Origin of the sequence: Pseudomonas kuykendallii, from assembly GCF_900106975.1 — a bacterium.
GTDB lineage: Bacteria > Pseudomonadota > Gammaproteobacteria > Pseudomonadales > Pseudomonadaceae > Pseudomonas_O > Pseudomonas_O kuykendallii.
In genome coordinates, this window is the sequence record NZ_FNNU01000003.1 from 557,002 (window position 1) to 569,728 (window position 12,727).

Consider the following 12,727-nt stretch of genomic DNA (forward strand, 5'->3'; position numbering starts at 1 on the left):
CCGTAGGGTGGGTCAGGCGCTCCGCGCCGGTCCGGGCATTCGCGGGGGTTCCGCGCCGTAACCCACCAGCCGGAGTATCGCCCAGCACCGCCCGGTGTCGTGGGCAATCCAGCAGCGCGATTCGGCAGCGACGCGCGTGGCGGCTAGAATGCCGCCCCCTCCTGCGAATCCGCCCGATGAACGCCGACGCCCTCGCCACCCTGAACCAGCACCTGCACGCCGCGCTCGCGGCGCTTCCCGATGAAACGCGCCGCCTGTTCCACGGCCGCGGCCGGCGCTGGCCGGGGCTGGAGCAGATCACCGTAGACTGGATGCAGGGCGTGCTGCTGGTGTGCCTGTTCCGCGAGCCGGCGGCGGAGGAACTCGACGCGCTGAAGCGGCTGTTGCGGGCGCTGGGCGAAACGCCCGCCTGGCGGAGCAGCGGCGCGCGGACCCTGTTGCTGCAGCACCGCTACCTGCCCGACAGCGCCACCGAGGCGCTGATCGGCGAGGCCATCGAGGAAGCGGTGATCAGCGAAGGCGGCCTGCGTTTCCTGCTGGATTTCGGCCGCAAGCAGAACAGCGGGCTGTTCCTCGACATGCGCTACGGTCGCCGCTGGGTGCAGGCCAACGCCGCCGGCAAGCGCGTGCTGAACCTCTTCGCCTATACCTGCGGCTTCTCGGTGGCGGCGCTGGCCGGTGGCGCCGAACAGGTGGTCAACCTGGACATGGCGCGCGCCGCGCTGAGCCGGGGACGCGACAATCACCGGCTCAACGATCAGGACCTGCAGCGCGTCAGCTTCCTCGGCCACGAGCTGTTCAAGTCCTGGGGCAAGGTGCGCAAGCTCGGCCCCTACGACCTGATCGTCATCGACCCGCCGTCCTTCCAGAAGGGCAGCTTCGCGCTGACTCAGGACTACCAGAAGATCCTCCGCCGACTGCCCGAACTGCTGAACGCCGGCGGCAGCGTGCTGGCCTGCGTGAACGATCCGGGCATCGGCGCCGACTTCCTCGTCGACGGCATGGCCCGCGAGGCCCCCGCCCTGCGCTTCGTCGAACGCCTGGAAAACCCGCCGGAGTTCGCCGACATCGAGGCCGACGGCGGCCTCAAGGCGCTGGTCTTCCGCCAGGACTGGGCCCCGGGAATCCCTGGGCGATCGAGCGTGGAGAGCCCGCGGCCGGCGAAGGCGCAGCCTCGCGCCGCACGACGGCGAATTATTCCCGTTTATAACGCTCGAAGCTGAACCAGCCGAGCCGGTCGGCAAGCCACACCACGAGTGATTCGATGCCTTCTCCCTTCCTGTCCCAGAGCCACGGTTGCCAAGGCTGGCGTGGCGAGATGTCCGAACGTATCCGCGCCTTCGACTGGTCCACCACCGAGCTGGGGCCACTGGAAGGCTGGTCGCACAGCCTGTGCAACGCCGTGCAGTTCCTTCTCGGCTCGCCGGTGCCGCTGGTGATGCTCTGGGGGCGTCCCGGCTACATGATCTACAACGACGCCTACTCGGTGTTCGCCGGCGGCCGCCATCCCTACCTCCTCGGCTCGCCGGTGGAGCTGGGCTGGCCGGAAGTCGCCGAGTTCAACCGCAACGTGATGGACACCTGCCTGGCCGGCGGCACCCTCTCCTACCGCGACAAGGAACTGGTGCTGCTGCGCCACGGCAAGCCGGAAGAGGTGTGGATGGACCTCTACTACAGCCCGGTGCCGGGCGACGACGGCGCGCCGGCGGGCGTGATGGCGATCGTGGTGGAGACCACCGAGCGGATGGTTTCCGAGCGGCGCCGCCAGGAAGCCGAGTCCGCCTACCGCGAAGCCAACGAGCGCCTGCACCTGGCGCTCAGCTCCGGCGCCGTGCGCGGCCTGTTCGTCTGGGACCTCGAGACCAACCTGCTGTCCGGCGATGCGCGTTTCGCGCGGACGTTCCTCCTGCCCGTGGAGCAGGTAGAGCAGGGCCTGCCGAACGACAGGGCGATGCAGATGATCCACCCGGACGATTTCGACCACCTCAACCGCCAGGTCGAGCAAACCATCGCCCTGCGCGTGCCCTTCAAGGCCGAGTACCGCATCCGCCAGTCCGACGGCAGTTACCAGTGGGTGCTCGCCAGCGGCCGCTGCGAGTTCGGCGAACAGGGCCAGCCGCTGCGCTTCCCCGGCGTGCTGATCGACATCCACGAACGCAAGATCGCCGAGGATGAACTGCTGCAGCTCACCCACCAGCTCGAGCAGCGCGTCGAGGCCGAGGTGCAGGCGCGTTCAGAGGTCGAGGAACGCCTGCGCCAGTCGCAGAAACTCGAGGCGATCGGCGGCCTCACCGGCGGCGTCGCCCACGACTTCAACAACATGCTCCAGGTGATCGCCGGCAACCTGCACCTGCTGGCACGCCTGGAACCGGCCAACGAGCGCGCGCAGCGCTATGTGCAGGTCGCACTCGGCGCCGTCGACCGTGGCGCCAAGCTCTCCTCGCAGCTGCTCTCCTTCGCCCGCCGCCAGCAGTTGCAGCCCACCCAGTGCGACCCGCTGCGCATCTACCAGGGCCTCGGCGAACTGTTCCAGCGCGCGCTGGGCGAAACCATCCACCTCGACGTGCAACTGCCGCGGGATTCCTGGCCCATCTACGTCGACCGCAACCAGCTGGAGAACGCCCTGCTGAACCTGGCGATCAACGCCCGCGATGCGATGCAGGGCGAGGGCACCATCCGCATCACCGGCGAGAACGTCACCCTCGACGAAGCCTTCTGCGCCGGCAAGCAGGTCGAGCCCGGCGACTACGTGTGCCTGTCGGTGTGCGACAACGGCATCGGCATGACCCAGGAGGTGCTGGAACACGCGTTCGAGCCGTTCTTCACCACCAAGCCCGAAGGCCACAGCACCGGCCTCGGCCTGAGCATGGTGTTCGGCTTCGTCAAGCAGAGCGGCGGGCATACCGAAATCATCAGCGAGCACGGCGTCGGCTCGACGGTGCAGATGTACTTCCCGCGCAGTGCGCGCAACGCGCCGGATGAAGAGCCGCAGGCGAGCGACGAATGCAGCGCGTGCGGCGGCGAAACCATCCTGGTGGTGGAAGACGACGCGGGCGTGCGCGCCACCGCGGTCGAACTGCTGCAACAGCTGGGCTACCGGGTGCTGACCGCGGCGAACGGCGAGCTCGCCCAGCAGCTCCTCGACGAGGGCACGCGGGTCGACCTGATCTTCACCGACGTGGTGATGCCGGGCCGGATCAAGAGCAGCGACCTCGCGGACTGGGCGCGGCGGCAGATGCCGCCGGTTCCGCTGCTGTTCACCTCCGGTTTCACCCGCGACGTCATCTCGCGCAACCAGCAACTGAGCGCCGACACCCACCTGCTGAGCAAACCCTACACGCCACAGGCGCTGGAAAGCATGCTTCGCTCGGTGCTGGCGGGCCGCGGCGCGGGCTGAGCGCCGCGCGCCGACAACCGGCAGAACCAAAACCCGGCGCGCAGCCTCGAACAGCAACCCCCCCAGCGGATACGCGCCATGCGGCTGCCCCTTCTCGAACCCGTCCTCACCGATGCCATCGACCCGGCCGCGCCGCCGGCGCCGCTGCGCATCGGCGTGCTCACGCACATCCAGCATCCGATCCGCCAGCCCTTCGCCGGCGGCCTGGAAGCCTTCACCTACGACATCACCCGCGGCCTCCAGCAACGCGGCCACGCGGTGACGCTGTTCGCCAGCTCGTCCAGCGCGGCGGAGCTGAACCTGGTGCCGGTGTGGAGCGACGACACCTACGTGAACGGCGCGCGGCGACACGCCAGCCTCTCGGAGGACTACCTCCAGGAACACCACGCCTACCTCGCGGTGATGCAGGGCATCGACGACCACGGCTTCGACATCGTCTTCAACAACAGCCTGCATTACGTGCCGGCGACCATGGCCTCGATGATCCGCACACCGATGCTGACGGTGCTGCATACGCCGCCGTTCTTCGAGCTGATCAACGCCTACCGCGCCCTGCGCAGCAGCCCGCGCAACGCGCGCTTCTGCACCATTTCCGCGGCCAATGCGCGGGCCTGGGCCGAGCTGCTGCCCGACTGCGCGGTGATTCCCAACGGCATCGACCTGGCGCACTGGTCGCCGCGCGGCGAGCCCGGCGAGCACGCGTTCTGGTTCGGCCGGCTGGTGCCGGACAAGGGCGCGCACCTGGCCATCGACGCGGCCCGGCTCGCCGGCGTGCCGCTGCGCCTGGCCGGGCACGCGGTCGATCCGGACTATTTCGCCGAACAGATCGCGCCGCGCCTGGGCGACGGCGTCGAGTACCTCGGCCACCTGCCGCGCGAGGCCCTGGTCGAGGAGCTGGCGCGGGCCTCGGTGGCACTGGTCACGCCGTGCTGGGAGGAACCCTTCGGCCTGGTGGTCGCCGAGGCGCTGGCCTGCGGCACGCCGGTGGCCGCCTTCGACCGTGGCGCGCTGGCCGACCTCCTCGACGAGAACACCGGAGCGCTCGCCGCGGCGGGCGACGTGGCGGGCCTCGCCGATGCTCTGCGGGTGGCGCGAGGCAAATCGCGAGCGGCCTGCCGGCGCCTCGCAGAGGCGCAGTGGAGCCACGAGCTGATGCTGACGCGCTACGAGCAGCTGCTGCGCGATGTCGTGGCGAGCCACGCGCATGGCTGAACCGCAGGTCGGCTATTACGTCCATCACCACGGCGCCGGTCACGCCACCCGTGCGCTGGCGATCGCCCGGCAGCTGGATTGCCCGGTGACGCTGATCGGCTCCAACCTGCCGCCGCTGCCGGCCTCTGTCGGGCGCCTGGATCTGCCCGGCGACACCGCCCCGGGCATGCGCGTCGAGCGCTTCGACACCCTGCACTACGCGCCGCTGGCGGTGGACGGCCTGCGCGAACGCATGGGCCTGCTCGGCGACTGGATGCGCGCGACCTGGCCGTGCCTGCTGGTGGTCGACGTCTCGGTAGAGGTCGCGCTGCTGGCGCGGCTGTTCGGCGTGCCAACCCTCTACCTGCGCCAGCATGGCCGCCGCGACGACCCCGCGCACCGCCAGGCCTACGCCACCGCGACGGCGCTGCTGGCGCCCTTTCCGCCGGCGATGGAAAGCCCCGACACGCCCGCCGAGGTGCTCGTCAAGACCCGTTACGCGGGCTGGGTGTCGCGCTACGCCGGCAGCGCGGCCGTCGAACCGCTAGCGGGCCGCGTGCTGGTGATCAACGGGCGCGGCGGCAGCGCCTTCAGCCACGCCGGGCTGGCCGAGCTGGCCCGCGCCTGCCCGCAACGCTCGCTGTACGTCGCCGGCGCCCTCCAGGGCAAACCGACGCAAGTGCCCGACAACCTCACCTACCTGGGCACGCTGGACGATCCGGCGGACGAAATGCGCCGCGCGGAGGTGGTGATCGGCAGTGCCGGCGACAGCCTGGTGGCGGAGGCCGCCTCGCTGGGCTGCCGCTACATCGCCATCGCCGAAGAGCGTCCCTTCGACGAGCAACTGCAGCAGGCGCGGCGGCTGGAACAACTGGGCGTGGCCATTGGCCTGGAGGCCTGGCCGGAGGCGAGCCGGTGGCCGTCGCTGCTGGCCCGTGCCGAGGGGCTCGACCCGCGTACCTGGCAGGCCTGGGCCGATGCGCAGGCCACGGCGCGCTGCGCGGCGATCATCGAGAACGTGATGGCGGAAACCTTCAGAAGCCCGTGCGGGCCTCGTTGAAACAGGCGGCGATCTCGGCGGCGCTGGGCTGACGCAGTACCTCTATTTCGTCGTCGCGCCAGTCGATCAGGCCACGCTCGGCGAAACCGCCGAGCCAGTCGCCCATCGGCCACTCGTTCCAGCGCGCATGGAAACGCCGGGCATTGGCGACGATGGCCGCGAAGTGGTTGAGCGGCGGGCGGTAGGTCGGGTGGTACTGGTGATAGGCCAGGGCGTCGGCGCTGCGCAGCTCGACGCCGCGTTCGCGGGCACGGTAGGCGAAGTCGGTGTCTTCGGCGCCGTAACCCAGGTAGCCGTCGTCGAAGCCACCGATGCGCTCGAACACCTCGCCACGGCAGGCGAAATTCAGCGACCAGAACAGGTGATGCGGCATCGGCTGCCCGGTTTCGCCGCGAAACACGCTCAGCGGATGGGCGACGCTGGCGGCGTGCAGGCTCTGCGCGGTCCAGCCGGGGTCGTTGGCCGACGGTGGCAGATAGCGCACCTCGCCCAGGTGCAGCGCCTGCGGGTGTGCCCGCAGCGCCTGGCGATAACCACTCAGCAGCCCCGGTGAGGGAATGCAGTCCACGTCGAGGAACACCCAGGGCTGCGCCTGGTCCCGTCCACGGATCGCGTTGCGCGCGCGCGCCAGGGGCAGCGCGCCGTTCGCCCCGTCGACCCGCAGCACGTGGATCGCGAAACGCTCGCTGTGCAGCGGACTCGGCGCCTCGTTCATCCACACCACCCACAAGGCCGCCACCGGCACGGTCGACTGCTCGAGTCCGGCGATCAGGTTGGCGAGCTGCGTCGCACGCCCGTGAACCAGCGTGATCACGTTCATCGGCGGGCGCTACAGCGCGGCGTTGGCCAGGGACCGCAGGTAATGCCCGAAGCCCTCAGGCGCGCGGCACTCCAGCCTCGAACTGGTCTTGACCCGCACCGAGCGGCTCCAGGCGATGCGCGCGCCTATCTCCTGCAGGCGGCGCACCAGGTGCACGTCCTCGTGGGCAGTCAGCGCGGGGAAGCCGCCGGCCTTCAGGTAGGCACTGCTGCTGATGCCGAAGTTGGCGCCGTGGATGTGCCGATGGTCTTCCTGGTCGAAATACGCGGCTTCGTAGCGGCTGCGCACGTCGGCCGAATGCGCGCTCCAGTCATCCACCTCGACCACGCCGCAAACCGCGTCGGCGCCGTAGGAAAGCTGCGCCGCGAGCCAGTCCTCGGGCACCAGGGTGTCGGCGTCGGTACAGGCGATCCAGCGCGCCCCGGCGGCGATCAGGCGTGCCGCGCCTTCGGCACGGGCGACGCCGACATTGCGGGCGTGGATCTCCAGCAGGCTGACCGGATACTGCTCGACGACCCAGCGGGAACCGTCGTCGCAGGCGTCCAGCACCACCATCACATGGACCGGTTCACCGGCCAGCTGCGGGTGCTCCGCCGCGCGCATGACGGCGCGCAGGCAACGGGCAAGACATTCTTCTTCGTTATGTGCAGGGATGACTACACCGATCATGGAACGCCCTCGGGTAACGCAATGGTGTCGGCACGCCCCGGCGGGGCGCCGATCAGGCTTGGATCATTCGCAGCGCGCCTTCCAGGACTCGAAGCCGCCGCAGTTGCGCGAGTAGCCCTCGTGGTCGACGCAGCTCAGCTTGCTCTGCTTGCCGGCGGCGACCTCGTTGGAAACGATGTCGCCGCTCTTGCGCCGCACGTCGACGATCACGTCGTGGTCGCAGCTGTTCTGGAAGGCGATGTCATGGCTGACGCCGGCGGCGTCGGGCTTGGAGGTGTTGTACAACTCCTTGATGCACTGATTGCCCTTGGCGTCGGTGGTGGAGCAATCCGCCGCGATGGCAGGCGCCGCGAGTACCGTGGACAGCGACAGCGCGACGGCCGCGCAGGCGCGGCGCAGGTTTACGGGGGTATCGAAGGGGGAACGCGTGGCGATCTTGCCGATCCGGTGACGAGCTCTCATGGTGTTCTCCAAAAAAACCTCAGCGCTGCAGCCGTACCGGCGCCGTTCCGCATGAGCCGGAGACGGCGGCGTTTCCGCGCTGCCAAGGTTTAGTCCGCTGCGGCCCCGCACAGGTTGCGAAAACCGGACGGATGACCGGAAACGCCCGATCCAGCCCGATAGGTCGCCTGCGGCCCGCCCGGCGAAAGCGGTCGACAAACCCCGTCCGCCTGCGTTTAGCTCGGCGTCCCGTCACCCCGAGGAGTGCCCATGAGCGAGCAACAGCCGGACGCAGTCGTCCGCCACCTAAACCCGGCCCACGGCGTCGAGCCCTGGGCACGCGAATTCGCCGAAGCCATAGAAATACCGGGCGGCGCGCGACAACTGGTGCTCAGCGGCGTCGGCCCGGCCATCATCGACGCCAGCGCAGCGCCCGGCAGCGTCGCCGCCTACGGCGACACCGCCGCCCAGACCCGCAGCGTGATCGAGCAGATCGCCGCGACCCTGCAACGCCACGGCTATGCCCTCGGCGACCTGATCAGCATGCAGGCCCTGCTGGTCGGCGACCCGGCGCTGGACGGCGCCGCGGATTTCGAGGGTTTCTCGGCGGTCTACAACCGCTACTTCGGCACCGCCGAGCAACCCCGTGTGCCGACCCGTACCCGCGCCCAGGTGATCCGCCTGGTGCCGCCGGGCTGGCTGGTGGAAATCACCGCGATCGCGGTGAAGGGCTGAGGCCCGACCCAGGCTTGCGGCGCTCTGGCGAAGTTGGGTTGAATAGTTCGCACACTGTTTCGGTGGAGTCCAAAGGCCTCTGCCAGGAGGCCTGACACAGGCCGGGATACCCGCGGATACATTGCTCTCAAGCTCGGCACGCCGGTGGACGTGACGGGCATTTATCCATCCACCAGCCAAGGAGAGACGATGAAACTAAAGGGTGCGGTATCGATGGTGGTTCTGGCAGCAGCCTTGCTGTCTGGATGTGCAGGGAGCAATTTCGTCAGGCCGGCAGCCGACGCACTGGCAACCGGCACGTCGACCAAATCGGACGTGGTACAGAAACTGGGGAAACCCGAACGAACCGGCGAAATCACCAAGAACGACAAGAAACTCGACGTGGCCACTTACGTTTATGCGCAGAACACCGGTGTCGGCGCGTATCCAGGCGTGATCGCGGCGCGCTCGCTGACCTACACCTTCCTGGACGGTGTGCTCACCAGTCAGGAGTTCATGAGCTCGTTCAAGGAGGATGTGACCGATTTCGACGGCGACAAGGTGCCGATGATCATCAAAGGCAAATCGACGCGAGCCGATGTGGTGTCGTTGTTGGGAAAACCCACTGGCGAGGCAATTTTCCCGGTGATTCCGCAGCAAAACGAAAAAGCGCTGATTTACAGCTACTCGCAAACGACGGGGACCGTGTTCAATCTGAAGTTCTATAGCAAGTCGCTGGTGGTTTCCTTCGATCCGAACGATGTCGTCAGCAACGTCGAATACACGTCTTCAGGTTCCAAGTAGGCCGCGCCTGCCGTCCGTTATCGGCGCTCCAGGCGCCGATAACGCCCTCGCAATCCCCCCGTTCCGCCCTTTATCAATCGAAAATCACCAGCCGGTCCGGCAGTTCGTTGCGCGTGTGCGTGGCGGGCACGTGGCGCTTGAGGTGTTCGCCGCAGGCCTCGATGCAGGCCAGGAAGCCGTGCAGCGTTTCGCCCCGGCGCACGGCGCGGGTGAATTCGCCGACGATCGCCGCCCAGGTGTCATCGCCGATGCGGCTGGAGATGCCGTGGTCGACGAGGATTTCCACGTAGCGCTCCTGCTCGGAGACGAAGATCAGCATCCCGGTGCCGCCCTCGGTGTGGTGCAGTTTCTGTTCGAGGAACTGCCGCCGTGCCAGGTTGGCCGCCCGCCAGTGCCGCACGCCGCGCGGCACCAGGCGGGTGGTCAGCGGCTTGAGGCGGAACAGCAGGCCGAGGCCGATGAAGGTCAGCCACTGCACCAGCAGCAGTTCGTGGGCGTTCAGCCACAACGGCTGATAGTTGACGATGCCCGGCACCAGCAGCGCGAGGAGCGCGGCCCACAGCAGCGGGATGTAGCTGTAGTCGTCCGCCCGGGCGGCGAGCACCGTGACCAGTTCGGCGTCGGTGTCGCGCTCGAGGCGCTGGATGGCGTCGGCCACCTGCTTCTGCTCGCTGTCGCTGAGTAAGCTCATCGTGTTTCCCGTATCCGTTCGGAGTTACCAGCCACCGGACGCACCGCCGCCGCCGAAGCCGCCACCGCCGCCGCCAAAACCACCGCCCCCGCCGAAGCCGCCGCCGGAGCGCCCACCCCCGCCGAGCACGCTGCCGAGGATCGCCCCGCTGAGCACCGAGCGGCCGCCACCGCGCCCGCCCCTTCCGCCGCCGCCACGCAACATCAGCATGACGATGACGAACAGGACGAAGAACGCGAAGCCCGGCAGGCGCTGCTCGGAATGGCCGGTGGAGGACGACGCCGCCGGCTGCGCCAGGGGGTCACCACCGAGGACCTGGATGATCGCGCCCGTGCCCTCGCGGATGCCGCCGGCGAAGTCGCCACGGCGAAACGCCGGGAGGATCACGCTGTTGATGATGATCGACGCCTGCGCGTCCGTCAGCCGGTCCTCGAGGCCGTAGCCGACCTCGATGCGCACCTTGCGCTCGTCACGCGCGACGATCAGCAGTGCCCCGTTGTCCTTGCCCTTCTGGCCGATGCCCCAGTGACGGCCGAGCTGGTAGCCGTAATCCTCGATCACGTTGCCCTGCAGGTTCGCCAGGGTGACCACCACGACCTGTTCGCCGCTGGCCTGTTCGTGCGCTTCGAGCATCTGCGCCAGCCGCGCGCGGGTCTGCGCGTCGAGCAGGCTGGCCTGGTCCACCACCCGCCCGCTGAGCGCGGGAAACTCCACGGCCTGCGCCAGCAGCGCGCAGGCGCCGAGCAGCAGCGCCAGCGCCGGACGCAGCCATGGCCTCATTGAAAGTTCACGCTCGGCGCCTGCTCGGCGTTCGGCGCGGTGGCCTTGAAGTTCTCGCGCACCTGCATGTCGCGGTACAGGGTCATCTGCCAGAGACGGCCGGGGAAGGTGCGGATTTCGGTGTTGTAGCGCTCCACCGCGGCGATGAAGTCGCGACGCGCCACGGCGATGCGGTTTTCGGTGCCTTCGAGCTGCGACTGCAGGGCGAGGAAGTTCTGGTTCGATTTCAGGTCCGGGTAACGCTCGGAAACCACCATCAGCCGGCTCAACGCGCCGCTGAGCTGTTGCTGCGCCTGGTCGAACTGCTGCAGTTTCTGCGGATCGTCGAGGGTGCTGGCATCGACCTGGATCGAGGTAGCCTTGGCCCGCGCCTCGATCACCCGGGTCAGGGTCTCCTGTTCCTGCTTGGCGTAGCCCTTGACCGTCTCGACCAGGTTTGGGATCAGGTCCGCGCGGCGTTGATACTGGTTTTCCACCTGTGCCCAGGCGGCTTTCACCTGTTCGTCGTACTGCGGGATGTTGTTCACCCCGCACCCCGTCAGCAGGCTGCCGAGCAGGAGGAGGAAGGTCAGCCGGAGGCTGTTGGGAAAAGTCCGCATGGGGTGTAGCTCCTTGGGCATGGAAGTCGGGGTATCCCTTAGAAGCGACGCACCCGTGCGAGTTCAGGGGCGCCGCTCAGTGCGACCACCTTACGCCAATCCGCCGACGAGGGCCGAAGCGCTGCCCGGACCGCCGGTACGGCGCGCACCTGAACGTTGTCCGCAGCGCGGCGATCGAATGCAGTGAAGCCACTCACGGCTTCATTGCGAGGTAGTCATGAACACTAACGAGCAGAATCCCGACACCGTCGAAAAGCCTGCCGAGGAAGGCGATTTCAGCCGCGATCCGGCTATCGAAAACACCCCGGACCAGCAGCGCCCACACGACCTGGAAACCGAGGTCAGTCCGGACGATCCGGACATAGCGGGCGAAGACGCCTCCGGGCAGCCCAGCTGAGCCTCATCGCCCACCGAAGCCCGGCGAGTCCGGGCTTTTTCATGCCCGGTGAAAGACGTGAACCTCAAAAAGCCGGCATCGCTGCGGGCGGTGGTGCAACGGATGTTCTGCGCATGAAGCGCGCAACGACGGGCATGTGGCGCCGGTCGGCCACCGGTCAGCTGGAGCGCCCGGCACCGATGGGCGGGCTAGCCTTTCGAGACATCCGGGCGACATCGGGCGGTTTTGCCGGTCCCATGCCTGCCCGCCGGAGGTATCGGCGAACCGTGCCGGCGCGCCTCCTCGCGCCGGCCAACACGAGAAAGGAGCAATCATGAGCGACGCACAATCCCCGACCCTGCCCGAAGGCATGAAACCCTGCAGCATGTACCGCATCCAGGACCCGGCCGACGGCAGCTACTGGGACGGCCACTTCCTCGGCGGGATCTTCTACGAGAACTACCGGCAGATGGGCCGCATCACCGGCGACACCTTCTTCTACGACGGCAAGGACGCGGACGGCCAGTTGTCCTTCCGCGACGGCATCGCCGGCAACTTCAGAGGACTGAAACTGGAGTTGCGTGGCGGTATGGTGTTTCTCGATCTGGTCGAGGTGGTCTGAGGCTCCGCATTGATGCGGGGCATGAGGCCGGGTCCGCGCGATCCGGCCCGTGCGGTCCGCTCAGTCGTCGCGGGTCAGCACTTCCAGCAGCTCGATCTCGAATTGCAGGTTGGCGTTCGGCGGGATGCGCTCACCGACCTGCCGTTCGCCATAGGCCAGGTGGGCCGGCACCCGCAGCCGGCGCTTGCCGCCGACACGCATGCCCATCAGGCCAAGGTCCCAGCCCTTGATCACCCGACCGGTGCCGATCACGCACTGGAACGGCCGGCCTTTCTCGTAGGATGAATCGAAGGTCGTGCCGTCTTCCAGTACGCCGTGATACTGGGTGGTGATCAAGGCGCCTTTGACCACCGCCTTGCCCTCGCCGACTACCAGGTCGATCACCTGCAGGTCGTCGCACATCGTTTCTCTCCTTCCCTGCCTGGTCGAATAGCCAGCGCCCCGCGAGCCGCTCTGGCACGCGCGCAAGCGCCGGGACGCCATTCGAACACAGTGCGCCAATCGCCGCTGCCTCCTTGCTCAATCCCCCGCCATCCGCGGCCTGCAGGGCTTCATCCGATGAC

The 12,727-nt window shown here is 68.2% G+C and carries 15 protein-coding genes; 8 read left to right on the top strand and 7 right to left on the bottom strand.

Annotated features, from left to right (window positions below; genetic code table 11):
• Nucleotides 1-176: 176 nt before the first annotated feature.
• From BLV15_RS12585 to BLV15_RS12600, 4 genes are all read left to right on the top strand, one after another.
• Nucleotides 177-1,223: a class I SAM-dependent methyltransferase gene (locus BLV15_RS12585; protein ID WP_090228660.1), complete on the top strand. Its 1,047-nt coding sequence runs from the start codon at nt 177-179 to the stop codon at nt 1,221-1,223.
• Between the two features lie 41 nt (nt 1,224-1,264).
• Nucleotides 1,265-3,397 carry a hybrid sensor histidine kinase/response regulator gene (locus tag BLV15_RS12590; protein WP_090228663.1) on the top strand — a complete coding sequence of 711 codons (2,133 nt, stop codon included), beginning with the start codon at nt 1,265-1,267 and terminating at the stop codon, nt 3,395-3,397.
• A 78-nt stretch (nt 3,398-3,475) separates the two neighbouring features.
• Nucleotides 3,476-4,609 carry a glycosyltransferase family 4 protein gene (locus tag BLV15_RS12595; RefSeq protein WP_245728180.1) on the top strand — a complete coding sequence of 378 codons (1,134 nt, stop codon included), beginning with the start codon at nt 3,476-3,478 and terminating at the stop codon, nt 4,607-4,609.
• Nucleotides 4,602-5,648: a glycosyltransferase gene (locus BLV15_RS12600; protein ID WP_245728181.1), complete on the top strand. Its 1,047-nt coding sequence runs from the start codon at nt 4,602-4,604 to the stop codon at nt 5,646-5,648. Before BLV15_RS12595 ends, BLV15_RS12600 begins: the two co-directional genes overlap by 8 nt.
• Here BLV15_RS12600 and BLV15_RS12605 read toward each other — a convergent pair.
• The 3 genes from BLV15_RS12605 to BLV15_RS12615 all read right to left on the bottom strand — a co-directional run bounded on the left by BLV15_RS12605 (nt 5,623) and on the right by BLV15_RS12615 (nt 7,599).
• Nucleotides 5,623-6,468: a glycosyltransferase family 2 protein gene (locus BLV15_RS12605; protein WP_090228665.1), complete on the bottom strand. Its 846-nt coding sequence runs from the start codon at nt 6,466-6,468 to the stop codon at nt 5,623-5,625. The genes BLV15_RS12600 and BLV15_RS12605 overlap by 26 nt on opposite strands.
• Nucleotides 6,469-6,477: 9 nt before the next feature.
• The gene (locus BLV15_RS12610) at nt 6,478-7,137 is read right to left on the bottom strand and encodes a glycosyltransferase family 2 protein (protein ID WP_090228668.1); all 660 of its coding nucleotides are present in this window, start codon (nt 7,135-7,137) and stop codon (nt 6,478-6,480) included.
• A 63-nt stretch (nt 7,138-7,200) separates the two neighbouring features.
• Nucleotides 7,201-7,599: a hypothetical protein gene (locus BLV15_RS12615; RefSeq protein ID WP_090228670.1), complete on the bottom strand. Its 399-nt coding sequence runs from the start codon at nt 7,597-7,599 to the stop codon at nt 7,201-7,203.
• A 249-nt stretch (nt 7,600-7,848) separates the two neighbouring features.
• Between BLV15_RS12615 and BLV15_RS12620 the strand changes: the two genes are divergently transcribed.
• Nucleotides 7,849-8,313, top strand: coding sequence for a RidA family protein (locus tag BLV15_RS12620; protein ID WP_090228673.1), 465 nt, complete (start codon nt 7,849-7,851; stop codon nt 8,311-8,313).
• 189 nt (nt 8,314-8,502) lie between these two features.
• The gene (locus tag BLV15_RS12625; RefSeq protein ID WP_139210722.1) at nt 8,503-9,096 is read left to right on the top strand and encodes an outer membrane protein assembly factor BamE; all 594 of its coding nucleotides are present in this window, start codon (nt 8,503-8,505) and stop codon (nt 9,094-9,096) included.
• A gap of 73 nt (nt 9,097-9,169) precedes the next feature.
• Here BLV15_RS12625 and BLV15_RS12630 read toward each other — a convergent pair whose 3' ends face one another.
• From BLV15_RS12630 to BLV15_RS12640, 3 genes are read right to left on the bottom strand one after another with little or no spacing between them, the layout of a single operon-like run.
• Nucleotides 9,170-9,787: a TPM domain-containing protein gene (locus BLV15_RS12630; RefSeq protein ID WP_090228677.1), complete on the bottom strand. Its 618-nt coding sequence runs from the start codon at nt 9,785-9,787 to the stop codon at nt 9,170-9,172.
• Nucleotides 9,788-9,811: 24 nt separating this feature from the next.
• Nucleotides 9,812-10,567: a TPM domain-containing protein gene (locus BLV15_RS12635; RefSeq protein WP_139210723.1), complete on the bottom strand. Its 756-nt coding sequence runs from the start codon at nt 10,565-10,567 to the stop codon at nt 9,812-9,814.
• A complete protein-coding gene (locus BLV15_RS12640) occupies nt 10,564-11,166 on the bottom strand; it encodes a LemA family protein (protein ID WP_090228680.1) in 603 nt (200 codons plus the stop codon). Before BLV15_RS12640 ends, BLV15_RS12635 begins: the two co-directional genes overlap by 4 nt.
• Before the next feature lie 217 nt (nt 11,167-11,383).
• Between BLV15_RS12640 and BLV15_RS12645 the strand changes: the two genes are divergently transcribed.
• Together BLV15_RS12645 and BLV15_RS12650 are read left to right on the top strand one after the other, a co-directional pair.
• Nucleotides 11,384-11,563 (top strand): hypothetical protein, encoded by a 180-nt coding sequence (locus BLV15_RS12645; RefSeq protein WP_090228682.1) that lies wholly within the window; start codon nt 11,384-11,386, stop codon nt 11,561-11,563.
• Between the two features lie 313 nt (nt 11,564-11,876).
• Complete coding sequence (locus tag BLV15_RS12650; RefSeq protein WP_090228684.1) at nt 11,877-12,164, top strand: hypothetical protein; 288 nt, start codon at nt 11,877-11,879, stop codon at nt 12,162-12,164.
• Nucleotides 12,165-12,224: 60 nt separating this feature from the next.
• On the opposite strand, the gene BLV15_RS12655 is transcribed toward BLV15_RS12650, so the two are convergent.
• Entirely contained in the window at nt 12,225-12,566 is a 342-nt protein-coding gene (locus BLV15_RS12655) for an FKBP-type peptidyl-prolyl cis-trans isomerase (RefSeq protein WP_090228686.1), read from the bottom strand.
• Nucleotides 12,567-12,727: the final 161 nt, after the last annotated feature.